Origin of the sequence: Myxococcus faecalis (assembly GCF_050039385.1) — a bacterium.
Lineage (GTDB): Bacteria > Myxococcota > Myxococcia > Myxococcales > Myxococcaceae > Myxococcus > Myxococcus fulvus.
Genome location: NZ_CP144336.1, coordinates 487,569 through 511,186, shown reverse-complemented (window position 1 = coordinate 511,186; position 23,618 = coordinate 487,569). Strand labels below are relative to the sequence as shown.

Here is a 23,618-nt window from a genome sequence, read left to right as displayed (position 1 = left end):
ACGTCAGCGGATGATGGCGTAACCGGCGTGCGCGTGGTCGCTCACGCCGTCCGTCTTCACCTGCGCGGCGTTGTGCGTGTCCAGCCCGCCCGACACCCAGACCTGGTCGAAGTTGTCGCCGTTGGCCTTCTTGCCGCCGACCACGCGGTGCAGCCCCGCGCCCTCGAGCGCCTTGCCCACGTTCTCGGTCGAGTCGTTGAAGTCACCCATCACCACCAGCTCGCGCGCCGGCGGCCCCTTGGCCTCCGCGCGCGCCACCTCCGCGAGGAACTGGAGCTGCTTCTCACGCAGCCCCGCGCCTTCCTTCCCCGCGGCCAGGTGCACGTTGATGATGCTCTTCTCCTGGCCATCCGGCCCCACCACGCGCGTCACCAGCGCCGTGCGCGGCTCGGAGGGACTGTTCTTCCTGAGCGCCTCGTTGCGCTCCCCCAGCGCCTTGCGCTCGGACTCCGTCAGCTTGCCGTCTCCCAGCGCCGCCAGGTCCTCCTTCGTCGACACCGCGGGTCCTCCGGACTCCGCCGCCGGCAGCGTCACCGTGTACGCGTCCACCACCTTGTCCGGCGCCCCCACGTAGATGGCGTTGCCGTACGTCGCGTCCGCGTCCGTGTCGCCCTTGATGCTCCTGTCGTCCCCGGAGAACGACTCGCCCGTCACCAGCGTCCCCTCGGGCGTCTGGTACAGCGTCGTCCCATCCGCGCCCTTGCGGATCGCCGTGGCCGGCGCGTCCTCGTGCAGCCCCACCGTGGGCACCGTGCCCGACTTGAACGCCTCGAACGCCGGGTTCAGGTGCCGCGCGATGTCCAACGCCGTGTTCGCGTTCCCGCTGCGGTCCACGCCGATGTCCACCTCCTGGAACCCGGCGATGGTCGCGCCCGTCTCGCGGATGAGCTCCGCCTGCTCCTCCCGGTTCTTCGCCGTGCGGTACTCGGAGCCCGCGCCGTTGGCCAGGTTCAGCGTCAGCACCCCCGTGCCGTTCTGGATGTTCGGCAGCTCGTCCGCGTGCACCGGCTTCGAGTACCCGCTCGGCCCCTCGTTCGCTCCCCCAGACAAGTCCGGCCGCGTGGGGCTGGGGCCCGGTGACGGAGACGGCGTGAAGGAGTCCTTCGCCTGCGCCGAGCCCGACGCCGCGCCCGCGCCATCCTTGGGCCGCGCCTCGTTGGCCGTGGAGGGGGCGGGCGGCTGCTGAACGACGCTCCGGGCCCAACGGCCCGCGACATTCCAGATGCTCATCACCATCTCCTGCGCTCAGGAAGCACACGGCCCGGGCCGTGGTTCCGCGTGGACAGCGTGGGGCCCGAGTCTCCCTCAACCCGGTCATCCCGGAAAGCCGCGCCGGGTCCAGGGGAACCTCCCTCCAAAAAGGTCCTGGACCATCCCCGCTCATACCGTTAGTAGGTTTGACCTCAAACATTAAGCCCGGGAGCACGGAGTCCACGCGAGAGGGAGGCGCGGGACCGGGGCTCGCCGTGCGCCCCGACTCGAAAGGTCCCAGACATGGTGCGTTCCATCCCCTTGCCCTGGCTCTCCGCCGCGACTCCCGAAGCACCCGTGGCGAGCGCCCCGCCGCCTCCGTTGCCCGTCCCGGTGCCCGAGGGCAGCGCGTGGGGCCTGGAGCTGTGGCAGTGGGCGGGGCTGGCGGTGCTGTTCGTGGGGGCGTGGCTGTTGGGGCGGGCCCTCGAGTGGCTGGTGCTCAGGTTGGTGGACCGGGCCACCGCCATGACGAAGTCGGGCTGGGATGACCAGCTGGCGACGTCCGCGCGAGGCCCCACGCGCTACGTGCTGTTCGCGGTGTTGGTGGCCTCGGGGCTGTGGGCGCTGAAGCTGCCGCCGGTGGCGAAGCACGGCGTGGAGCTGGTGACGCGCTCGGTGGGCCTGGTGGCGGTGGCGTGGTTCCTCTTGCGCTTCGTGAAGCTCGCCGCGGGCTTCGTCGAGCAGACGGTGGTGCGCGAGGAGAAGGGCGGCAACGTGGGCCGGGCCCGCGGCCTGCGCACGCAGCTGGCGGTGCTGCGGCGGGTCGTCGAGGTCGCCGTGGTGCTCATCGGCGCGTCGCTGATGCTGCTGCAGTTCGAGGCGGTGCGGAACGTGGGCGTGTCGCTGCTCGCCTCGGCGGGCATCGCCGGCCTGTTCATCGGCCTGGCGGCGCAGAAGTCCATCTCCACGCTGCTGGCCGGCATCCAGCTGTCCATCACCCAGCCCATCCGCATCGGCGACACCGTCATCGTGGAGAACGAGTGGGGGTGGGTGGAGGAGATCACCCTCACGTACGTGGTGGTGAAGGTGTGGGATTTGCGCCGGCTGGTGATTCCCATGGGCCACTTCCTGGAGAAGCCCTTCCAGAACTGGAGCAAGGTGTCTCCGGACATCATGGGCACCGCGGAGTTCTACGTGGACTTCCGCACGGACGTGCCCGCGGTCCGCGCCGAGCTGCGGCGCATCCTGGAGCAGGAGTCCAACGGGCTGTGGGACGGCAAGGTGGGCGGGCTGCAGGTGACGGACATGTCCGAGCGCACCATGAAGCTGCGCGCCCTGGTGAGCGCGGCGGACTCCGGCAAGGCGTTCGACCTGCGGTGCCTGGTGCGCGAGCGGCTGATGGCCTTCCTGCGCGAGCAGCCCTACGGCCTGCCCATGGTCCGCACCGAGGCCTGCCTCACCGAGCACGAGCCGTCCTCCCACAACGGCGCCCGGCCGGGCACGAATGTGGTGGCCGTGCTCCCCAGCGAGTGACTGGCCCGCACTCCACGGCCGTGCAGGTGGGGGCGTGGAGGCGCAACGCCCATACGGAGCGTCCATGTTGAATGGTGAATAGTTCACCCTGCGTCTCCGGGGTGGGGTAGGTTGTCCGCAATCGCGGATTAAGCGGAAAGTGCGGTTCCGTCTCCCGAGGGCGCGCGCGGCAGCAGTGCGCGCGCCATGTGGAGTCCACACGCGGAGGCCGTGCGATGCGGCTGGCCGCGGTGATCCGCGACGCACCACCCACCCAGCAAGGAGCGCTGCCCATGAAGCGGTTGATTCCGTTTGCCCTGATGTTGCTGAGCCCTACCGCGTCGTTCGCGGGGGCCGAGGACCGGGAGCTGTGGATTTCGTTGGGCGCCGACGCCATGGAGCCCGTGGCGGAGGCGTTCGCGAAGGAAGGCTGGAAGCTGCCGCCGCCGTCGCTGACGAAGAAGGAGGTGTCGGTGATTGCGGTGCGCGAGTCGCAGCTGGAGCGCATCGCCCACGTCATGCACGAGAAGTTCAACCGGTGTGCGGGCTTCGTCACGTTCGAGACCCGGGACGAGGCGGAGAAGTCGCTGGTGCCCGAGCCGCTGGCGGCCACGCAGGAGCTGGTGACGTACACCATCGACAACGCCACCGCCGTCAACTGCATGATTGGCCGGCTGACCGAGCCCGGCGTGCGCTCCACCATCACCACGCTGTCGGGGTACACCACGCGCTACTACACGCACACGACGGGCGTGAACGCGGCGAACGCGCTGCGCACCCTCTGGGCGAACATCGCCGCGTCGCGCAGCGACATCACCGCGTCGCTGTTCACCCACGCGGCGTGGGCGCAGCCCTCCGTGGTCCTCACCATCCCTGGCTCCACGCTGGCCAGCGAGGTGGTGGTGGTGGGCGGCCACCTGGACTCCATCTCCTCGGGCTCCACGGCGCCTGGCGCGGATGACAACGCCTCCGGCATCGCGTCCTTCACGGAGGTCATCCGCGCCGCGGTGTCCTGCAACTACCGTCCGCTGCGCACGGTGAAGTTCATCGGCTACGCGGCCGAAGAGGTCGGCCTGCGCGGCTCGAAGGAGATCGCCGCCTGGCACAAGAACAACGGCATCAACGTGGTGGGCGTGCTCCAACTGGACATGACCAACTACAAGCGCGCCGGCAACACCCATGACGTGGGCGTGGTCACGGACTACACCAACGCCGCGCAGAACACGTTCCTGCGCAACATCATCACCACCTACGGCGGTGGCATCGTCCAGCGCGACACCACGTGTGGCTACGCGTGCTCGGACCACGCGTCGTGGACGGCCCAGGGCTTCGCCGCCTCCATCCCGCACGAGTCGACGGTCAGCTCGGGCAACCCCTACATCCACACGGTCAACGACACGATTGCCCAGTCGGGCAACAACGCCAACCACGCCCTGAAGTTCTCGCGCATCGCCGCGGGCTTCGTGGGTGAGCTGGCCAAGGGCACCACGAACTAGGCCGTCCGTCCTCCGCCGCGCCGGCTGTCCCGGGGCGCGGCGGAGGGCGTCGAATCGTCGTCCCCGTCGGCAGGGGGCACTGTAGGCTCGCGCGCGCAGCTTGGACCGCGCAGTGCGAGGACCCATGGCCTACTCGTCGGAGATCAGCCGCACCCAGCCCGCTTGCATCCTGCTGCTCATCGACCAGTCGGGGTCGATGGACGACCCCTTCGGGGGGCAGGGCGGCACGCGCAAGAAGGCCGAGGGTGTGGCGGACGTCACCAACCGCCTGTTGCAGAACCTGGTGGTGCGGTGCGCCCGCGAGGAGGGCATCCGGGACTACTTCCACCTGGGCGTGCTCGGGTATGGCGAGAAGGTCGCCCCGGCCTTCTCCGGCGCGCTCGCGGGGCGGGGGCTGGTGCCCATCAGCGAGGTGGGGCATGCGCCCGCGAGGCTGGAAGAGCGCACGCGCGAGCGCGAGGACGGGATGGGGGGCCTGGTGCGCGAGAAGGTCCGCTTCCCCATCTGGGTCGAGCCGCACGCGCACGGCCCCACGCCCATGTGCGAGGTGCTCCTCCGGGCCCGCGAGCTGGTGACGACCTGGAGGCGCGAGCACCCGGAGAGCTTCCCGCCCATCGTGGTGAACATCTCCGACGGCGAGCCCACGGACGGCGACCCGACGGAGGCCGCGGCGGCGCTCCGCTCGGTGCAGGGCGCGGACGGCGCGGTGCTGCTGCTCAACGTGCACCTGTCCTCGAACCCGGCCGTGCCCATCCAGTTCCCCGACTCGGAGACGAACCTGCCGGACGCGCACGCGCGCAGGCTCTTCGCGCTCTCCAGCCCGCTCACCCAGGGCATGCTCGCCGCGGCCAGGGACGAGGGCCACGCGGTGCGCGAGGGCGCGCGCGGCTTCGTCTTCAACGCGGACATCCTCTCGCTCATCAAGTTCCTGAACATCGGGACGCGGCCGAGCAACCTGCGTTGAGCATGCGAATCGGGCTCGAGGTGATGGGCGTCCAGAAGGACGGCAACGCGCCCTCGGAGAACGAGGACGCCGCGGCGCCCGAGCACGCCTGTGTCATCGAAGAGGACACGCTGCACGTGGCCGTCGCGGACGGGGCGACGGAGAGCCTCTTCTCCGGTCTGTGGGCGCGGCTGCTCGCGCGTGAGTACGCCCAGGGCCCGCTGCGGGCGCCCCCGGACCTGCTCCAGGCGTTGCCGGGACTGCAGCGTCGCTGGCTCGCGGAGGTCGAGGGGCGGGAGCTGCCCTGGTACGCCCAGGAGAAGCTCCGCGAGGGGGCCTTCGCCACGCTGCTGGGCGTGAGCCTCGTGGGGACGCCGGCGCGAGGGGACGGCGTCGTGGGCACGTGGTCCGCGCTGGCGGTGGGGGACTCGTGTCTGTTCCAGGTGCGCGACGAGCAGCTGGTGCGGAGCTTCCCCCTGGAGCTCGCGTCGTCGTTCGGCTCGCGTCCCTTCCTGGTGTCCACGCACGGCGCGCAGAACGCACGCGTCGTCGAGCAGGCGCGCGGGGCGACGGGCGAGGTGCGCGCGGGTGACATGCTGCTCCTGATGACGGATGCGCTGGCCCACTGGTTCCTGGGGGAGCATGAGCGGGGAGCGCGGCCCTGGCTGGCGTTGCCTGCCCGGGCTTCATTCGAGTCGTTCGTGGCGGGCCTGCGCGCAGCGCGGAGCATCCGCAATGACGACACCACGCTGATGCGCCTGTCGGTGGGGGCGTGACGTCATGGCCCTGCCTTCCGACAGCGACTATCAAGCCGCCCTTCAGCATCCGGGACAGGCCTTCTCCGACGCTCGGCTGAAGGCGGGCGTCGTCGAGCAGGGGACGGGGGCGATGGCGGGGCTGCCCCGGCCTCGCGCGGGCAACTTCGCCACCACGTACAAGGTGACCTGCGGCGACCAGGTCTACGCCGTGCGCTGCTTCACGCGCCCGTATCCCCGGGACCAGGAGTCGCGCTACCTCGAGATCCGGCGGCATCTGGAGCAGCGCTGGCTGCCATCGTCCGTGGGGGTCTGGTTCCAGCCTCGTGGCATCCACGTCCGTGGCCGTTGGCTGCCCATCGTCATGATGGAGTGGGTGCAGGGCGAGTCCCTGGAGCGCTACGTCGGCCGACACCTGCATGAGCCGCTGACGTTGTTCAGGCTCGCCGCGGAGTGGCTGGGGCTGCTGTCGGCCCTGCGTGACGCCGGCATCGCGCACGGCGATTTGCAGCACGGCAATGTGCTCGTCACGGAGCGGGGGCTGCGGCTCATCGATTACGACGGCATGTGCGTACCCGCGCTGGTCGGGCGCACGGGCCACGAGACGGGTCACCCGAACTACCAGCACCCCGGCCGCGACGCGGCGTTCTTCGACCTGCGGCTGGACCACTTCTCGGGCTGGGTGGTGTGGCTGTCGCTCGTGGCGCTCGCGCACGAGCCGTCGCTCTGGGAGCGCTTCCAGGGCGGGGATGACTGTCTGCTGTTGCGCCGCAGGGACTTCGTCGAGCCGGAGCGCTCCCCGCTGCTCCAGGCGCTGCGGACCTCGCCCCACGCGCGGGTGCGCGAGTACGTGGCCCCCATGTTGTCGCGACTGCTGGCGATGCGCGCCGACGCGGTGCCCGAGGTGTCGCTGGACGTGTCGCCGCCCAGGGAGGGCGAGGCGTCGCCGACGATGGCCTGGCTGCGCGAGCTGTCGCGGTTCCTTCCCCTCGACAAGCCCGTGGTGCGGGAGTTCTCCCGCGAGGGCTCGCTGGAGCGCGGCATGGTCGGCGGGCTGCTGGTCACCGCGGCGCTGGGCCTGGTGCCCGCCGTGGTGTTCTCGCCGTGGTGGCTGCTGGGCGCGGGGTTCGTCGGGAGCGTGGGGGCGGTGCGAAGTCGAGCGCTGTACCTGCGCGACGCACTGGCGCGTGAGCGCCTCGCGTGGGAACGCCAGCGGACCGAGGCGGCCACGGCGCGAGTCCGGTTGGAGGAGCAGCTGCGTCGGCTGACCCAGTCCCGTCCCGCCGTCCTGCGCGAGTCCCAGGCCGCGCGCTCCCCATTGCTCACGGAGCAGGACGCCCTGCACGCGTGGATGGAGGACGTGCGTCGACGCAACCTCGACGTGGACAGCTCCGAGCTGGAGCGCATCGAGGGACGGCGGGCGCAGGTGGAGCGCGAGGAGCTCAACGCTCGCAAGGACCTGGAGGTCGAACGTCGACGCTGGGAGGACGACGCGGAGCTTCAACAATCGCTCTCAGCCCGCGCGCGCGACGAGGCGCTGCTGCGCTTCAAGCAGCGCCTGGCTGCGCTCGAGGCCCGGTTCGACGAGCGCCGCGCCGCGCTGGAGGCGGAGGAGGACACCGCGGCGGCCCAGGCTCGGACCTCTGGCGTCCTCTCCAGGGCCTTCCGTGAGGCCATGTCCCGGGCCGCCGCGCTCATCGAGCTGCTGCGGACGCAGGTGAGTCCGCTCGTCGAGGTGGACCGCGCGCTCGCTCAGACGCGACATGACCTCGTCGTCGAGGGCTCGCGTGAGCTCGTCGCCGAATGCGCGCTCGCCGCTTACGGCTCCAGCCAGTTCTCCCATTTCCTCGGCTGGCTCTTTCAGGAGACTCCCGACAAACCGTGAAAAGTTGTATTGAGCAGGTCCATGACGACTCGCTCGAGCATCTTCACTGCGGCCGTGGGATGGGCAGTCCTCGTCGTGGGGGGCGGGTGCTCGGAGCTCATCGGCGCTGGCAGCGGCTCCATCTGGGGGGATGGCTCCAGCGCGGGCCCCGAGCGCATCATGTTCCAGGGCCTGGGCGGCTCGCTGGTGATGAACAACATCATCCTCGGAGCCCGGACGGGGACGCGCTTCAACGTCACCTGCTCCAACAACATCGTCGCGGGCGCGCCGACGACGCACGCGGGCAATGGCAACAACACGGCGTGCCTGGACCTGCTCGCGAGGGCGAACCTGGTGTCCACGCAGCTGTCGGCGGCGGGCTTCAGGGACGCGGCGGCGAAGGACTTCCACCTGCTGGCCTCCTCGGCCGCGGTGGACAAGGGCGTGACGCTCACCGGCGTGGTGGACTTCGACTACGACGGCGCCCAGCGCCTGCCTCCCTATGACTACGGCGCGTACGTGGCGGCCGCGGGGATTCCGCTCGTCACGCCGCCCCAGGTGGAGCGCTGATGTTTCGGGTGGGAGCGTTGGTGCTGGGGCTGCTCGCGGTGGGGACCGCTCAGGCGACGGATGCGGGCCCCGCGCGTGCCTCGCTCCAGTCCGTCGTGGACTCGCTGGCGGCGGAGGCGGCGAGCCTGTCGCCGGGCTCGGACATCGCGTTGGCGGTGCGGGACTCGAGGACGGGGGAGTACGCCGGGTTCTCGGACACGGTGCCGCACATCTCCGCGAGCTCGGCCAAGGTGTTCTGGGTGGCCGCGGCGCTGAAGAAGGCCGAGGAGAAGAAGGTGGCCCCGCTGGCGGAGAAGGTCTTCCGCACCTCGGACAACGAGGCCTCGGGCGCGGTCATCGACCTGGTGGGTGGGCCGGACGCCATCAACGACTATCTGCGCTCGCTCGAGGTGAAGAACACCGCGCTGACGAAGTGGAACTACGGCAAGCCGCGCTGGGCCACCAACTCCCCGAAGGTGATGGGGAACGACAACTACCTCTGCGCGGCGGACGCGGTGGCCTTCCTCCATCGCCTGGCGGCGGGCGAGCTGCTGAAGCCCCGGCCGACGTCGCGCCTGTTGAAGTGGATGGAGCTGACGCCTCGCGAGGGCTGCGGTGGGTGGCTGGGCACGCGCCTGCCGGCGAAGGCCCGCGCGAGCTTGCGGCACAAGGCGGGGTGGCTGCCTCCGGGGTGCTGCTCGGACGACGCGCGCTACAACGTGCTCAACGAGGTGGGCGTGGTGCGGCTGCCGGACGGCGGGCACTACACCGTGGCCATCCTGGTGGCGCGCGGGCCGGACTGGCCACGTCAGGCGTTCTTCGTCGAGCGCGCGTCATGTGTGCTCTACCGCACGCTGTCGGGGGAGGCATCGCTCGACTGCGGGGAGGCGCTGGCGAAGCAGGGCGGCCCCGCGCCGGTGGTCATCGAGGATGGGGGGACACCTCCCGACTACGACTGCTGACGACGGCGTGCCCCTGGGGCGTCGAGCCACGGTAGATTGCGGCCTGGACCCTCGCGGGAGGACGTCATGGGCTTCGGGTGCTGCCACTACCAGGAGGTGGGGGAGGGATGTGACTCCGCCTTCACGATGGAGTCCTCGCGCGTCACCTTCGGACGGGGCTGCCTGTCGGAGGTGGGGGACAGGGCGAGGGCGCTCGGGATGCGGCGCGTGGCGCTCTTCACCGACGCGGGGGTGGCCAGGCTGCCCATCTTCGGCACCGTGGTGGAGTCGCTGCGCGCGGCGGGGCTGGAGTTTGGCGTCTTCAAGGACGTGAGCATCGAGCCCACGGACCAGTCCTTCCTGGAGGCGATCCGCTTCGCCGCGGACCTGCGTCCGGATGGCTATGTCTCGCTGGGCGGTGGCTCCGTCATCGACACGTGCAAGGCGGCGAACCTCTTCGCCACCTGGCCGTCCGACTTCCTGACGTACGTGAATGCGCCGGTGGGCGAGGGCCGGCCGGTGCCCGGGCCGCTCAAGCCCCACCTCGCGTGTCCCACCACGTCCGGCACGGGCAGCGAGGTGACGGGCATCACCATCTTCGATTTGCGCTCGCTGGGCGCGAAGACGGGCATCGCGTCGAACGCGCTGCGGCCCACCGAGGCGCTGGTGGACCCGGACTGCACCGCCACGCTGCCGGGCGAGGTCGTGGCGGCCAGTGGACTGGATGTCCTGTCCCACGCGCTGGAGAGCTATACGGCCCGGGCCTATGTGCGCCGGCCCGCGCCCGCGCGTCCGACGCTGCGGCCGATGAGTCAGGGGGCGAATCCCTGGAGTGATCTGGGCTGCCGTGAGGCGCTGCGGTTGATGGGGCTGTATCTGGAGCGGGGTGTGGCGGACGCGACGGACCACGAGGCTCGAGAGCAGTTGATGTGGGCGGCGACGCTGGCGGGCATCGCGTTCGGCAACGCGGGCGTGCATGCGCCGCACGGCATGGCGTACGCGGTGGCGGGGCGGGTGCGGGACTTCCGTCCCTCGGGTTATCCCCAGGAGGAGCCGCTGGTGCCGCACGGCATGGCGGTCATCCTCAACGCGCCGGCGGTGTTCCGCTACACGGCGGCCGAGAGCCCGGAGCGTCATCTGGAGGCGGCCACGTGGCTGGGCGCGGACGCGCGGGGCGCGGGGCCTGGGGACGCGGGCGAGGTGCTGGCGGACAAGCTCATCCGCATCATGCGCGCGGTGGGGATGCCGAACGGGCTTCGAGGGGTGGGGTACACGCAGGAGGACGTATCGGCGCTCGCGTCGGGGGCGCTGCCCCAGCAGCGCCTGCTCCAGAACGCGCCCCGAGAGATGACGCGGCCGGTGCTGGAAGGGCTCTTCCAGCAGGCCCTGGGGTACTGGTCGCCGTGATGAGAGGGATTGTGCCGTGAGTGACGTCGAGACCGCCGAGCGCTACACCTACTTCCTGCCCATCACCACGCGGTGGATGGACAATGACGTCTACGGTCACATCAACAACGTCACGTACTACAGCTACTTCGACACCGTGGCGAACCACTACCTCATCCACGAGGGGGGGCTGGACATCCACGCGAGCCCCATCATCGGGTTGGTGGTGGAGTCGAAGTGCCAGTACCGCGCGCCGCTTGCGTATCCGGACCGCCTCCGGGCGGGGCTGCGGGTGGACAAGCTGGGCACGCGCTCGGTGACGTATGGGATTGGCATCTTCAAGGAGGGCGAGGCGGAGGCCGCGGCCCACGGTCACTTCGTCCATGTGTTCGTGGACCGACAGACGCGCAGGTCCACGGCGATGCCCGAGCGATTGAGAGAAGCGCTTTCGCGGTTGCGGCTGCCCGCCTAGGGAGGTGTCATGGCGTCCCTGTCCCTGTCAGGTCCTGCTCTCGTGCTCATCCTGCCGCTCGCGGCGCTGTGGTTCGCGTTCGTGATGTGGGGCTTGTCGTGGATGAGTGGCTGGCGTGGGCTGGCGCGGGACTTCGCGACGGACACCGAGGACCGGCCCGAGTCGATGCGGTGGTTGCGCTCGGCCCGGTTGGGGTGGACCTCGTATAACAATTGTCTCCGGATGGGAGGCGACGCGCGAGGGCTCTACCTGTGTCCCATCCTGCCGCTACGGCTCTCCCATTCCCCGCTGCGCATCCCCTGGTCGGAGATTCGTGCGTGGGAGCGCAAGCAGTTCCTGTTCTGGTGGACCGACACGCTCCTCCTCGGCCCGACGCACCTTCGGCTGACGGTTCCCTCGTCCGCGATGGAGTCGCTCACTGCCTACCTGGAGGACGGCCGCGATGGACGCGTTCAGACTCGTCTTCGATGAGCAGCGGGAGCTGGTGGGGGAGGTGCCCCCGGTGTCGTGCGGGCTGTGCGCCGCGCCGGCGAAGGGGCGGCTGCTCGAGGAGGGCGCGCTGGCGGGGAGCTTCGGGTGGGAGTGTGGCTGTGGCGCGCTGGGGATTCATGCGCCGCTGTATGATCTGGATGAGCTGTACGACGAGCTGCTGGCCGCGTGGGGGCTGGGGGTGGACCTGCCGGAGGCGGAGCCGCTGACGCCGGTGGGCGCCTCGGGGTTCCTCTTCGCGACGTATGTCGATGGGCCGAAGCTGCTCCAGCAGCTCTTCAATCGGGCCAGGGCGGAGGGGGCACAGGTGGCGGCCACCGAGGTGCAGGTCGTCATCGAGACCCCCGGCTCCGCGGGGTTGGAGCTGACCTGGGATGTGCTCTGGGCGCGTGCTCCGCGCCGGGGCGAGTGAGGAGGGATTCAGATGCTGGAGTCACGAGACATGCTCCTGCTGGCGACGGGGGCCTTACCGGGCTGGCTGTTTCCTCCGTTGTTCGTGCTGGGCCTCGTGGGCATCTCGTTCTTCGCGTCGGTCAAGGGCGGCTGGTCCCGGCTCGCGAAGCGCTACCGGACGAGCGCGCCCCGGCCGGACCTGTTCATGAAGATGTCGACCGGGCGGATGGGCTGGACGCACTACAACCGCTGCCTGACGGTGGGCGCGAGTGAAGCGGGGCTCTATCTCGCGATGATGCCCAGCTTCACACCGTTCCATCCGCCGCTGCTCATCCCCTGGTCTGAAATCAAGGAGCGGCGGCGTGAGACCTCCCAGTTCCAGCGCGTCGAGACACTCGTCATCGGGCCCGACCGGACCGTGGTCCGAATCGAGGCCCTGGTGATGGATGGACTCGGCCGATACCTGCCGCCCCAGCGTTCAATGACATGAACCCTTGAGGGCGCAGGCGTGGGTTGCTATTCCCCGCTTTGCCTGCCGATGCGCTGGCGGCCAAGAGTGGGGGCCTCATGAGAGCTGTAGGAATTGCCGCGCTGTTGTTATTGGCGAGTGGGTGTGCGTCGACGCGCGTTGTCCATCTCAGGACGGGACAGGGCGAAGTCATTACGTACGAACCCATCGAGTCAGCCCCTGTCGAGGTTGACGAGGACGCATTCAAACGCACGGTGACTCGGCTCGTCCTCGATATGCAACTGGACGTTGCCTTCCGAGAAGATGAACAGGACGACCACCGTGCTTTGTTGGCATCCTCGACAGGGCTTGTCGATGGCATACGGCCGCGGCCTTCTTCCTATGAGCGAATTTGTCAGCGGCAGGAGGAGCCATTGACCTGCATGAGCATGCTCGCCGGTGGATTGACGCTCGGTGCCATGGAGCGGAGGATGATGGCGCTCTACTTCGCCCTCGACACGGTGTGGGAGGGCGTTGAAGAGGCGATTCGCGGAATGGTGAACGCCGCTGCTCTGCGCGCCATGGTCACGACGATGATCGGGACAGCCCTCGTGATGCTGGTTGCCCCCGAGCCAGTGACAAAGCTGGTGGCGGTAGCCCTCACCGCATCCCTGATCGCCTATCTGGGGACTGGGCCTGTCTGGAACCTGGGGCAAGGGTTCCTGCGGCTCATGGATGAGTCTCGCGACGCGGTGACCGTCCAGGAACTCATGCGGGTTGGACATCGCTTCGGGAAATTGCTGGGAGACAATGGCGCCCGCGTCCTGGTGGTCGTTGCTCTCTCCGCGCTCGGTGGCAAGAGCGCCATGGCCTCTCAGGGACCCAGGATGCCGGGCTTCGCACACGCGGCAACTCGGGCACAGATGGAGGGGGGATTCCAGCTCGCGGGCGCCATGGCGGGCGAGGTCCAGGCCATCTCCATCACGTCGGCTGGGGTGTTGAGCGTGACGCTGGCGCCAACAGCGGTCGCAGCGGCCGCAACAGGGGCAGGAGCTGCGACGGGGACTGTTGGAGGCATCCGGGGAGACCCGGAGGGAAACGTGCATCACATCTGCACGGACAAGAACACGGTCTCGGATGCGAGCGGTGGGCCCTGGACGCCGCAGTTCGAACGAATATTCGCGCGAGCAGGGATGAAACTGAGCGACCCCGAGAATCTCGTTCGTATCAAGGGGCATCAGGGGCCCCATCCTCGTGAGTACCACGAAGAGGTTTTCAGGATGCTGGAGTTCGCAACACAAGGTTGTGGTAGGCCTGCTCAATGCCGGGTCGCGTTGAGTGAGGCGCTTGCCAAGATTGCCCGAGACCTCGTACGGGACGGGTCGAGGCTCCGAAGGCTCATTGCGAAAGGCGTGGAGGACTAGGTCGTGGAGCGACGATTCTTCAACCTGTCTGTCGACGTCTATGTGAAGGGGCGTTGGTATCTCTCGGATCCGACCGATGCAGAGGGGACGGAGATCGACGATATCTGGCTCTTCCGGAAAGGGGCGCGGGTCGAAGTCAATGAGCGGCTACGAGTCCCCCTCCACCGGCCCGGAATCCCCCTGGATATCGAATTCGCGGGGGCGGGGGGAACACCCGTCGTCAGTGAACGGGTGGCGTCTGTCTTTCGCGAATGGGCTCCTGCGGATGTTCAGCTCTTCCCCGTGGCAGTCGAGGGCGCGTCGGGTCCCTTCTTCGTGCTCAATGTGGCGCGGACGATTCGCTGTATCGATGATGCTGCCAGCGAAGAAGTTCAATACCGCACCGCTGAGGAGTTTGCCGACCGGATTGGCGAATACTGGTCCGTTGCCGGCATGCGGATCCACAAGTCGCAGGTGGGGAACGCGCGTGTGTTCCGAACGTGGGGCTGGGGGCCCGCGCTCATTGTCGACGAGGACGTCAAAGACGCCCTGGAGGCAACCGGCATCTTGGGGGGGAAGTTCGAGGAAGTCTGAGTCACTGGGCCTGCCCCAGTCGCTAAACCAACGATCGCGATTCTCGAACGACCTCAGACGACACGCCTGAGGTCGGTGCGGCGCAGGGATGGACTGGCGGAGCGCTGGCGGTTAGGAGCGGCGAGGCACGTCTTCTTGCTGGAGTGGACCGAGGCGTTGTCGAGGGCGAGGTGGATGCGGCGAGCCCGCCGGTGGACATTCGACAGGCGCCAGAGCAGTTGGATGGCTCGTCCGTTTCCTGCCCTCTTGTCTCGCAGGGCATGGCGTCCGCCCTCTCGATACCTCCGCACCGCCGCCACCACCGTCGAGGTCGCGCACTCCAGCCACCGAGCCGCAGCGCGACACGAGGCGCCTCGTCCCACCGCGGCGACCGCCTCGCAGCTCCGATAGGTGAGCAGGCAGCCACTCTTGGCTGCCCACCGAAGCAGCGCCCGGCGCTGCTTCCTCTTCATCCACTGCCTACCTTTACCCTCGGGCAGGGCCTTCTCGCTCTCAGGTCTTCTGCGCACACAGAGCCGAACGAGAGGTGCCCCTGCTCTCTCTTCCCGCTCGCTACACGCCCGCCTACTCTCCAACCTGATCGAGAATCACGAACCTCGGTTTAGGAGGCGGAGGTGTCCCGCGCCGCGTGCACGGGCGGCCTGCGCACGGACCAGGGGCGGGTGTGCTCCAGCTGGCCCGCGAGCCGGAACAGGGTGGCCTCCTCCGCGAAGCGGCCGACGAACTGCACGCCGATGGGCAGACCCTGCGCGTTCCAGTGCAGGGGCACGGACATGGCCGGCTGTCCCGTCACGTTGAAGAGCGGCGTGAAGGGAATCAGCGTGAAGACGTGCCGGTACCACTCGCCCGCGCCCATGGGCTTGTTCGAGTCCAGCACGCCGAGCGGGTAGGGCGGCACGGCCACGGTGGGCGTCAGCAGCGCGTCGTGGTCCACGAAGAACGCGCCCACCACGCGGCTCACCTGGTTGAAGACCGCGAACGCCGCCTGCAGGTCCAGCGCGCGCAGACGCCGTCCGTGCTCCACGGCGGCCCACGTCGTGGCCTCCAGTGTGTCTGGCCCCAGCGTGCGCCCCAGCGCTCCGCCGAGCAGCTCCGCCAGCGCCGCGTTGCTCGCGCACCACACCGACACCATGGCCTCCACCAGGACCGCGTCGTCATAGACGGGCGCGGCCTCCACGATGTCGTGCCCCAGCGACGCGCACAGCTTCGCCGCGTCCTCCACCGCCGCCACGTTGTCCGGGTGCACCGGCACGCCCGACGCCGCCTTGCGTGAAATCGCGATGCGCAGCTTCCCCGGCTCCCGACGCACCTCCTCCAGGAAGGGCCGCTCCGGCGGCGGCGCGTAGTACGGGTCACCCGGCGCCGCGCCCTGCGTGGCATCCAGCATCGCCGCGCTGTCGCGCACCGAGCGGGTAATGACATGCTCGATGCCCAGGCCGTTGACCGCGTCGCCCCCGTCCGGACCCACCGAGACGCGCCCGCGCGTGGGCTTCAAGCCGAACACACCGCACAGCGAGGCCGGGATGCGCAGCGAGCCGCCGCCATCGTTGCCGTGCGCCACCGGGACGATGCCCGACGCCACCGCCGCCGCCGAGCCGCCGCTCGAGCCACCCGGGCTGCGCGACAGGTCCCACGGGTTGCGCGTGGGGCCGTACGTCACCGGCTCCGTGGTCGCGTTGTTGCCGAACTCCGGCGTGTTCGTCCGCCCCATCAGCACCAGGCCCGAGCGGCGATAGCGCTCCATCAACACCGTGTCATGCGGGAGCACCAGGCCACGCGCCAGCCGGCTGCCCAGCTCCGTGGGGATTCCCGCGGCGTGCACCACCAGGTCCTTGATGAGGAAGGGCACCCCACGGAAGGGCCCATCGGCCACCCCCCGCTTCAAGGCCTCGCGCGCGTCGGCTTCCCGGACGTCGATGACCGCGTTCAGCTTCGGATTGACGCGGGCGATGGCCTCCAGCGCCGCGCGCAGCAGCTCGTCGGGGCTGACTTCCTTCTGACGCACCAGCTCCGCCAGCCCCAGCGCGTCGTATCGCGTGTAGTCGTCCAGGTGCATGAGTCCTCGTGGCGCACCGGCCGACGGGACGCGGCCCAGGTGCGGCGCGAGAGGATACCGCTACACCTCTCGCCGCTGCTCGCGCGCGCCGCGCCGGGTCGCCACCGCACCACCACGCGAAGCCGATGACGCAAGGCGGCGACAACTGTCACCGAATGTTTCAAGCAGCACGGACGCGGCTCGAAATGCGCGTTGAGCGAGGAGTATCCTCACCACCGCGGCCGCGGAGCCATCCGCCCGCATCCCGAGAAGGAATCCCCCGCTTATGTTCATGTCCCCGCGTCATCGACGCCAGGGTGTCCTGGCCCTTCTTCCCTTGAGCCTGTGTCTGGGGCTCGCCTGCGGTCCCGTGCAGGAGGAGGCGCCGTCCGAAGCGCCCGCGACCGAGTCCGAATCCCAGCCGCTGACGGCCCCGGGCTTCGCGGAGCTGCACCACCACATGTTCGCGGAGGAGGCCTTCGGCGGTGGCTGGTTCCACGGCAGCCACACCGGCTCGCTGACGAGCTGTGACGGCGGCCTTCCGGAGAGCGACCACGCCCGCGTGCGCATGGACTTGAGCAACCTGCTCAACCTGTGCCCGAACTCGGGAGGCATCAACCTGGGCGGCAACCCGCTGCTCGCGGCGCTCTTCGGCCTGGGCGGCGCGGTGGGCTCGGAGTTCATCGGCAAGATTGAGGGCACCGAGGGCGACACCGGCATCCACCTGGGCCGCATGTCCGTCAACACCCAGTGGCCGCGCTGGGACACCATCGCCCATCAGCAGTCGTGGGAGGGGTGGCTGCGGCAGGCGCACCAGGGCGGCATGTCGCTGGTGATGGTGTCGCTGGTCAGCAACGAGTTCCTCTGCAAGGTGTTGCCGTACCAGAACATCTCGCGGCCGTGCGACGAGATGGTGGACGTGGAGCTCCAGCTCCAGATGGCGCGTGACTTCGACGCGCGCAACGACTGGGTGGAGATCGCCCTGACGCCCTCGCACGCGCGCAACATCATCGCCTCCGGGAAGCTGGCCATGGTGCTCTCCATCGAGACGAGCAAGCTGTTCGGCACCAAGGACTGGCGCACGGAGCTGGACCGCTTCTATTCGTTGGGTGTGCGCTCGCTCCAGCCGGTGCACCAGCTGGACAACCGCTTCGGCGGCGCGGCGCTGCACAACGCCATCTTCCAGGCCGCGCAGTTCCTGGAGACGTGCCACGTGGACACCGACTGCGGCGTGACGACCGACACGATGACGCTCGGCTTCGACGTGTACCGCGACGCGGCGGGCAACTGCCGCAACACCAAGGGCCTCACCGCGGACGGCAAGGCGCTGGTGCAGGCGATGATGAGCCGCGGGATGCTCATCGACGTGGCGCACCTGTCGGAGAAGGGCCTGCAGGACGCCTTCGCCCTGGCGCAGGCGAACACGTACTACCCGCTGGTCATCTCCCACGGCCACTTCCGCGAGGTGATGAACCCGAAGCTGGCGGACGACGAGAAGACCACGCCCGCGTGGGTGGTGCGCTACCTGCGCCAGACGGGCGGCATCTTCGGCCTGCGCACGGCGCATGACGAGACGCGCACGTACTCGCGCTCGGGCGTGGCCAACAACTGCCACGGCTCCACGCGCTCCTTGGCGCAGGCGGTCGAGTTCGGCCGCCAGGGCCTCAAGGTGCCCATGGCCTTCGGCGCGGACCTGAACGGCTTCATCCAGCAGACCCGTCCGCGCTTCGGCAACAACGGCGCGTGCTCGGCCACGTTCCAGGCGGAGGCGGACGCGCACCTGCGGCAGCAGAACGTCGCCGGCCCCACGCGCCTGGGCACGGGCTTCGACGAGTACGGCCTCGCGCACGTGGGCTACCTGCCGGACCTGCTCAAGGATTTGGGCCGCGTGGGCGCGAACACCGCGGGCCTGTCGGGCTCGGCGGAGACGTTCCTGAAGACGTGGGAGCGCGCCGTGAACCCGCGCACGGGCATGGCGGACGCGGCGGCGGACATCGACACCAGCGGCGTGGCCACCTACGTGGACAAGGCCACCCGCGAGGCGCAGTACCCGCTCTTGTGCGGCGTGCGCTACGCGCCGGACTCCAAGGCCGTGGGCGAGTCCTGCCGCTTCAAGGAGGAGTGCATCAGCGACGCGTGCACCGCGTCCGGCTGCAACAGCTCCGGCACCTGCATCTGCGACGAGGAGGCCGACTGCGCGTCGACGCAGTACTGTGGTTGGGGTCTCAACAGCGGCAAGTGCCAGCCGAAGAAAGCCCGAGGGGCCACCTGCCTGTACGGGAAGGAGTGCTTGTCGGGTAGCTGCCGCTGGACGCTGACCTGCGGCTGAGCCGGGGGCCGGGGTGCGCATCGCCGTTGCGCGGCGCACCCCGGGGGCGTAGGGAGTTCCCATCCCCTATGTCCGCCACCGTCCAACTGCTCGAAGCCGTCCGGAAGGAAGCCCGCCCCGGTATCTGGTCCAACGGAGTGAACCTCTCCCGCGCCGGGGCGGTGGTCCTCCAGTCGAAGACGGAGAGCGAGCTGGAGCTGAGGGTGCGCTCGTCGGGGCGCCCGGTTCCCTTCACGGTGACGCTCTATCCGGCCGACGAGGCCTGGGAGTGTGACTGCCCCAGCCGCGTGGACCCGTGCGAGCACGTGGTGGCCGCGGCCCTGTCGCTCCAGCAGGCGGAGAAGACGGACGCGCCCATGGAGACGGCGGCCACCCGCTGGTCGCGCGTGGTGTACCACTTCGCGCGCACGGGCGACGGCCTCCAGCTCAAGCGCACGCTGGCCCACGCGGACGGACGCGAGGAGGCGCTCGACGGCAGCCTCGCCTCGTACATGGCGAAGCCGGCGCAGGCCGCGCAGCTCCAGGTGGAGCAGGCCGACCTGCTGGCCGACCGCATCCTCGAGCAGCGCCGCACGCGCGGCGCCCTGGCCCCCGAGACGCTGGAGGCGCTGCTCAAGGTCCTGGTGCAGGCGCGCAACGTGCTGCTCGATGGCCGCCCCGTGGCCATCCCCGACGAGGTCGTCGTGCCCCGGGCGCTGGTGGAGGAGCGTGGCGGGCAGCTGGTGGTGACGGTGGCGAGGGACTCCCGCGTGACGGAGGTGGTGAGCCCCGGCGTCGCGCTGGTGGGGGACGCGCTGGCGCGGCTGGGCGAGACGGGCATGACGGGCCCGTGGCTCAACAACCTGCCCATCGTCCGCACCTACGGCGCGGAGCAGCTCGGCGAGCTGACCTCCAAGGTGCTGCCGGAGCTGGGGCGTCGCATGCCCGTGGACGTGCGCACGAAGCGGGTGCCGTCCATCGACCGCGAGCTCAAGCCGCGCATCCTGCTGGAGCTGCACCAGCTGGAGTCCGGGCTGTCGGTGCTGCCGACGCTGGTCTACGGCGCGCCGCCGGCGGTGCGCATCGACAACGGCCGCATGGTGTACCTGCGCGGCGCGGTGCCGCTGCGCGACGAGGCCGTGGAGCAGCGCCTGGTGCACGAGCTGCGCGAGGAGCTGAACCTGGTGCCGGGCCGTCGGGTGACGGTGCAGGGGCCGGAGATGGTGCGCTGGGCGGACAAGCTGCGGCGGTGGGGCGGGGACCTCGCCGGTGACGGCGCGTCGGTGGTGAGCCCGGACGTGCGGCTCAAGCCCTCGTTGTCCGTGGAGGGTGCCACCAACGCGCTCGGCGTGCCGGAGGTGCGCTTCACGCTCGACTTCCAGGTGGAGGGGGGCAAGGGCGGCGAGACGCGCTCGGTGGACGCGGCCGCGGTGGTGCGCGCGTGGCAGGAGGGGCTGGGCCTGGTGCCGCTGGTGGGCGGGGGCTGGGCGCCCTTGCCTCGCGCCTGGCTGGAGAAGAACGGCCAGCGCGTGGCGGACCTCCTGGCCGCGCGTCAGTCGGATGGCCGCGTGTCCAACCACGCGCTGCCGCAGCTGTCGCAGCTGTGCGAGACGCTGGAGCAGCCGCCTCCGCCGGGCCTGGACAAGCTGGCGCCGCTCGTCGAGGGCTTCGAGAAGCTGCCGCCGCCGGTGTTGCCGGAGGAGCTCAACGCGTCGCTGCGCCACTACCAGCAGACGGGCGTGAGCTGGCTGGGCTTCCTCAAGAGCGCGGGTCTGGGCGGCATCCTCGCGGACGACATGGGCCTGGGAAAGACGCTCCAGACCATCTGCGTCCTGGGAAAGGGCTCGCTCGTGGTGTGCCCCACCAGCGTGCTGCCCAACTGGGTAGCGGAGCTCAAGCGCTTCCGTCCCTCGCTGAAGGTCTGCGTCTACCACGGCCCCGGCCGCGCGCTGGACGCGGCGGCGGACGTGACGCTCACCACGTATTCCATCCTGCGCCTGGACGCGGCGGTGCTGGGCGCGCAGGACTGGGCCATGGTGGTGCTGGACGAGGCGCAGGCCATCAAGAACCCGGAGAGCCAGGTGGCGCGCGCCGCCTTCGGCATCAAGTCCGGCTTCCGGCTGGCGCTCAGCGGCACGCCGCTGGAGAACCGCCTGGACGAGCTGTGGAGCCTGATGCACTTCACCAACCCGGGCCTGCTCGGAGGACGGCGGCAGTTCGAGGAGAAGCTCGCGCGCCCCATCTCCGAGGGCAACGCGGGCGCCGCGAGCGAGCTGCGCCGCCGCATCCGTCCCTTCGTGCTGCGCCGCCTCAAGCGCGACGTGGCGCCGGAGCTGCCGCCGCGCATCGAGTCGGTGATGCACGTGTCGCTGGATGAGCGCGAGCGCTCCATCTACGACGCGGTGATGGCGGCCACGCGCGCGGAGGTGGTGGCCCTGCTCAACGAGGGCGGCAGCGTGCTCAAGGCGCTGGAGGCGCTCCTGCGCCTGCGTCAGGCCGCGTGCCACCCGGCGCTGGTGCCCGGGCAGAAGGCCACCTCGTCGTCGAAGGTGGACACGCTGGTGGAGGCGCTCGACACGGCGGTGTCGGAGGGCCACAAGGCGCTGGTGTTCTCGCAGTGGACGTCGCTGCTGGACCTCATCGAGCCGGCGCTCAAGCGCGCGGGCATCGGCTTCGACCGGCTGGACGGCAGCACGGCGAACCGGGGCGAGGTGACGGCGCGCTTCCAGGCGGACGACGGCCCGCCGGTGCTCCTGATGTCGCTGAAGGCGGGCGGCACGGGCTTGAACCTGACGGCGGCCGACCACGTGTTCCTGGTGGACCCGTGGTGGAACCCGGCCGCGGAGGCGCAGGCGGCGGACCGCGCGCATCGCATCGGCCAGGAGCGACCCGTGAACGTCTACCGGCTGGTGTCGCAGGGCACCGTCGAGGAGCGCATCCTCGGGCTGCAGGACAAGAAGCGCGCGCTGATGGAGGCCGCGCTGAGCGAGGCCGGCGGCGCGGCGGCCATCACCCGTGAAGACCTGCTGGAGCTGTTCTCGTGAAGCGGTTGCTCGGACTCACCCTGGGGTTCTTCCTGATGCTGTCCATGGATGCCGAAGCCAAGAAGCAGGACGCGGCCACCACGCTGCGCACCATCCTCGAGCGCGACTGGCAATACCAACTGGAGCGCAGCCCGACGTACGCGTCCGTCGCCGGAGACCGGCGCTGGAACACGCGCTGGGATGACCTGAGCCTCACCGCGCTCCAGGCGGACAACACGCACTCGCGCCAGGTGCTCGAGCAGCTGAAGAAGGTGGACCGCGCGAAGCTGTCCGAGGAGGACCAGCTCAACCTGGACCTGTTCCGCAAGGAGCACGAGACGTGGCTGGAGGAGTTCCGCTTCGGCTGGCACCTGCTGCCCGTCAACCAGGTGGGCGGCATCCCCGAGGGCATCCGCCAGCCTCCGGGCGTGCAGACGGCCTACCAGCTCGCGGACACGCTGCGCTTCGACACGGTGAAGGACTACGAGGACTGGGTGGCCCGGCTGGAGGGCTTTCGGACCTACGTGGAGCAGGTGACGGCGCTGATGCGCGAGGGGGTGCGCCAGAAGAAGGTGCACCCGCGCGTCATCCTCCAGCGCGTGCCGCCGCAGATCGAGCGGCAACTGGTGGAGGACCCGACGAAGAGCGGCTTCTACACGCCCTTCCTGCGCTTCCCCGCGAAGCTGTCCGCCCAGGACCAGCAGCGTCTGGCGGCGGCGGGGCAGAAGGCGGTGCGCGAGGGCGTGGTGCCCGCGCTGCGTGCCTTCCACCGCTTCCTCGTCGAGGAGTACCTGCCCGGCGCGCCCGAGGCGGTGGGCATCTGGCAGTTCCCCGACGGCCAGGCCGCGTACGGCTTCTTCGCGCGCCGGTTCACCACCACGTCGCTGACGCCCGAGGAGATCCACGCGCTCGGGTTGTCGGAGGTGAAGCGCATCCGGGCGGAGATGGACGCCATCATGAAGCGCACGGGCTTCAAGGGCACGCTGCCGGAGTTCTTCCAGTTCCTGCGCACGGACCCGCGCTTCTACTCGCGCACCGGTGAAGAGCTGTTGATGCGCTACCGGAGCCTGGCCAAGCAGATCGACCCGCTGCTGGTGCGGCTGTTCAAGACGCTGCCCCGGCAGCCGTACGCGGTGGAGCCCACGCCGGAGGCCATGGCGCCGGACGTGACGACGGGCTTCTATTACGCGGGCTCCTCGGACGGCTCGCGCCCTGGCACGTACCTGGTGAACCTGTACCGTCCGGAGACGCGGCCGCACTGGGAGATGGTGCCCCTCACGCTGCACGAGGCCGTGCCGGGACATCACCTGCAGACGTCCCTGGCCACCGAGCAGACGGCGCTGCCGGACTTCCGCCGCTTTGGCTACTACGTGGCGTACGGCGAGGGCTGGGCGTTGTACTGCGAGACGCTCGGCGACGAGATGGGCCTGTACGAGAACCCGTACGACAAGTTCGGCCAGCTCTCGTACGACATGTGGCGCGCGGTGCGGCTGGTGGTGGACACGGGCATGCACGCGAAGCAGTGGACGCGTCAGCAGGCGCTCGACTACTTCATGGAGAACGCGCCCCGCCAGGCGTTGGACATCACCAACGAGGTGGACCGCTACATCGCCTGGCCGGGACAGGCGCTGGCGTACAAAGTGGGGCAGCTCAAGATTCGCGAGCTGCGCACCCGCGCCGAGGCCTCGCTGGGTGAGCGCTTCGACGTGCGCGAGTTCCACGACGTGGTGCTGCTGAGCGGCTCGCTGCCGCTCGACGTGCTCGAGCGCAAGGTGGACGCGTGGGTGGCCCGCCAGAAGGCCCTCGCGAAGTAGGG

20 protein-coding genes are annotated in these 23,618 nt (G+C 69.8%); 17 read left to right on the top strand and 3 right to left on the bottom strand.

The genetic code is table 11. The annotated features are described in order from the left end of the window. Nucleotides 1-3: 3 nt before the first annotated feature. On the bottom strand, nucleotides 4-1,230 hold the full coding sequence (locus tag VZQ01_RS01805) for an endonuclease/exonuclease/phosphatase family protein (RefSeq protein ID WP_223784746.1): 1,227 nt from the start codon (nucleotides 1,228-1,230) through the stop codon (nucleotides 4-6). 264 nt (nucleotides 1,231-1,494) lie between these two features. Here VZQ01_RS01805 and VZQ01_RS01800 point away from each other — a divergent pair, with 264 nt between their 5' ends. From VZQ01_RS01800 to VZQ01_RS01735, 14 genes are all read left to right on the top strand, one after another. Then, nucleotides 1,495-2,724, top strand: a complete 1,230-nt coding sequence (locus VZQ01_RS01800) for a mechanosensitive ion channel family protein (protein WP_223750158.1) — start codon at nucleotides 1,495-1,497, stop codon at nucleotides 2,722-2,724. Between the two features lie 272 nt (nucleotides 2,725-2,996). After that, complete coding sequence (locus tag VZQ01_RS01795; RefSeq protein WP_426746761.1) at nucleotides 2,997-4,199, top strand: M20/M25/M40 family metallo-hydrolase; 1,203 nt, start codon at nucleotides 2,997-2,999, stop codon at nucleotides 4,197-4,199. A gap of 124 nt (nucleotides 4,200-4,323) precedes the next feature. Next, complete coding sequence (locus VZQ01_RS01790; protein ID WP_223784743.1) at nucleotides 4,324-5,163, top strand: vWA domain-containing protein; 840 nt, start codon at nucleotides 4,324-4,326, stop codon at nucleotides 5,161-5,163. Between the two features lie 2 nt (nucleotides 5,164-5,165). Continuing rightward, the gene (locus VZQ01_RS01785; protein WP_223784742.1) at nucleotides 5,166-5,918 is read left to right on the top strand and encodes a protein phosphatase 2C domain-containing protein; all 753 of its coding nucleotides are present in this window, start codon (nucleotides 5,166-5,168) and stop codon (nucleotides 5,916-5,918) included. A 4-nt stretch (nucleotides 5,919-5,922) separates the two neighbouring features. Next, nucleotides 5,923-7,782, top strand: coding sequence for a hypothetical protein (locus tag VZQ01_RS01780; protein ID WP_426746759.1), 1,860 nt, complete (start codon nucleotides 5,923-5,925; stop codon nucleotides 7,780-7,782). Nucleotides 7,783-7,803: 21 nt separating this feature from the next. Then, nucleotides 7,804-8,331 (top strand): choice-of-anchor Q domain-containing protein, encoded by a 528-nt coding sequence (locus tag VZQ01_RS01775; protein WP_426746757.1) that lies wholly within the window; start codon nucleotides 7,804-7,806, stop codon nucleotides 8,329-8,331. After that, nucleotides 8,331-9,272 carry a serine hydrolase gene (locus VZQ01_RS01770; protein ID WP_223784740.1) on the top strand — a complete coding sequence of 314 codons (942 nt, stop codon included), beginning with the start codon at nucleotides 8,331-8,333 and terminating at the stop codon, nucleotides 9,270-9,272. Before VZQ01_RS01775 ends, VZQ01_RS01770 begins: the two co-directional genes overlap by 1 nt. 66 nt (nucleotides 9,273-9,338) lie before the next feature. Further along, nucleotides 9,339-10,658, top strand: a complete 1,320-nt coding sequence (locus tag VZQ01_RS01765; RefSeq protein WP_426746755.1) for a hydroxyacid-oxoacid transhydrogenase — start codon at nucleotides 9,339-9,341, stop codon at nucleotides 10,656-10,658. Nucleotides 10,659-10,674: 16 nt separating this feature from the next. Further along, nucleotides 10,675-11,109: an acyl-CoA thioesterase gene (locus tag VZQ01_RS01760; protein ID WP_426746753.1), complete on the top strand. Its 435-nt coding sequence runs from the start codon at nucleotides 10,675-10,677 to the stop codon at nucleotides 11,107-11,109. A gap of 9 nt (nucleotides 11,110-11,118) precedes the next feature. After that, complete coding sequence (locus VZQ01_RS01755; protein WP_426746752.1) at nucleotides 11,119-11,580, top strand: hypothetical protein; 462 nt, start codon at nucleotides 11,119-11,121, stop codon at nucleotides 11,578-11,580. After that, nucleotides 11,552-12,010: a hypothetical protein gene (locus VZQ01_RS01750; RefSeq protein ID WP_223750149.1), complete on the top strand. Its 459-nt coding sequence runs from the start codon at nucleotides 11,552-11,554 to the stop codon at nucleotides 12,008-12,010. The genes VZQ01_RS01755 and VZQ01_RS01750 overlap by 29 nt, the downstream gene beginning before the upstream one ends. Before the next feature lie 12 nt (nucleotides 12,011-12,022). After that, entirely contained in the window at nucleotides 12,023-12,481 is a 459-nt protein-coding gene (locus VZQ01_RS01745) for a hypothetical protein (protein WP_426746750.1), read from the top strand. A 77-nt stretch (nucleotides 12,482-12,558) separates the two neighbouring features. Next, nucleotides 12,559-13,863 (top strand): AHH domain-containing protein, encoded by a 1,305-nt coding sequence (locus VZQ01_RS01740; RefSeq protein ID WP_141329754.1) that lies wholly within the window; start codon nucleotides 12,559-12,561, stop codon nucleotides 13,861-13,863. A 3-nt stretch (nucleotides 13,864-13,866) separates the two neighbouring features. After that, nucleotides 13,867-14,436, top strand: a complete 570-nt coding sequence (locus tag VZQ01_RS01735; protein ID WP_223784734.1) for an imm11 family protein — start codon at nucleotides 13,867-13,869, stop codon at nucleotides 14,434-14,436. 53 nt (nucleotides 14,437-14,489) lie between these two features. Here the strand turns inward: VZQ01_RS01735 and VZQ01_RS01730 are convergent, their stop codons facing one another. Both VZQ01_RS01730 and VZQ01_RS01725 read right to left on the bottom strand, forming a co-directional pair. Next, nucleotides 14,490-14,888 carry a helix-turn-helix domain-containing protein gene (locus VZQ01_RS01730; RefSeq protein ID WP_223784733.1) on the bottom strand — a complete coding sequence of 133 codons (399 nt, stop codon included), beginning with the start codon at nucleotides 14,886-14,888 and terminating at the stop codon, nucleotides 14,490-14,492. Between the two features lie 149 nt (nucleotides 14,889-15,037). Beyond that, nucleotides 15,038-16,492, bottom strand: coding sequence for an amidase (locus VZQ01_RS01725; protein WP_426746748.1), 1,455 nt, complete (start codon nucleotides 16,490-16,492; stop codon nucleotides 15,038-15,040). Nucleotides 16,493-16,763: 271 nt separating this feature from the next. Here VZQ01_RS01725 and VZQ01_RS01720 point away from each other — a divergent pair, with 271 nt between their 5' ends. From VZQ01_RS01720 to VZQ01_RS01710, 3 genes are all read left to right on the top strand, one after another. Next, entirely contained in the window at nucleotides 16,764-18,800 is a 2,037-nt protein-coding gene (locus VZQ01_RS01720) for a membrane dipeptidase (protein WP_426748918.1), read from the top strand. Between the two features lie 68 nt (nucleotides 18,801-18,868). Further along, nucleotides 18,869-21,823 carry a DEAD/DEAH box helicase gene (locus tag VZQ01_RS01715; RefSeq protein ID WP_426746747.1) on the top strand — a complete coding sequence of 985 codons (2,955 nt, stop codon included), beginning with the start codon at nucleotides 18,869-18,871 and terminating at the stop codon, nucleotides 21,821-21,823. A gap of 35 nt (nucleotides 21,824-21,858) precedes the next feature. Then, the gene (locus VZQ01_RS01710) at nucleotides 21,859-23,616 is read left to right on the top strand and encodes a DUF885 domain-containing protein (protein WP_223750208.1); all 1,758 of its coding nucleotides are present in this window, start codon (nucleotides 21,859-21,861) and stop codon (nucleotides 23,614-23,616) included. Nucleotides 23,617-23,618 lie beyond the last annotated feature (2 nt).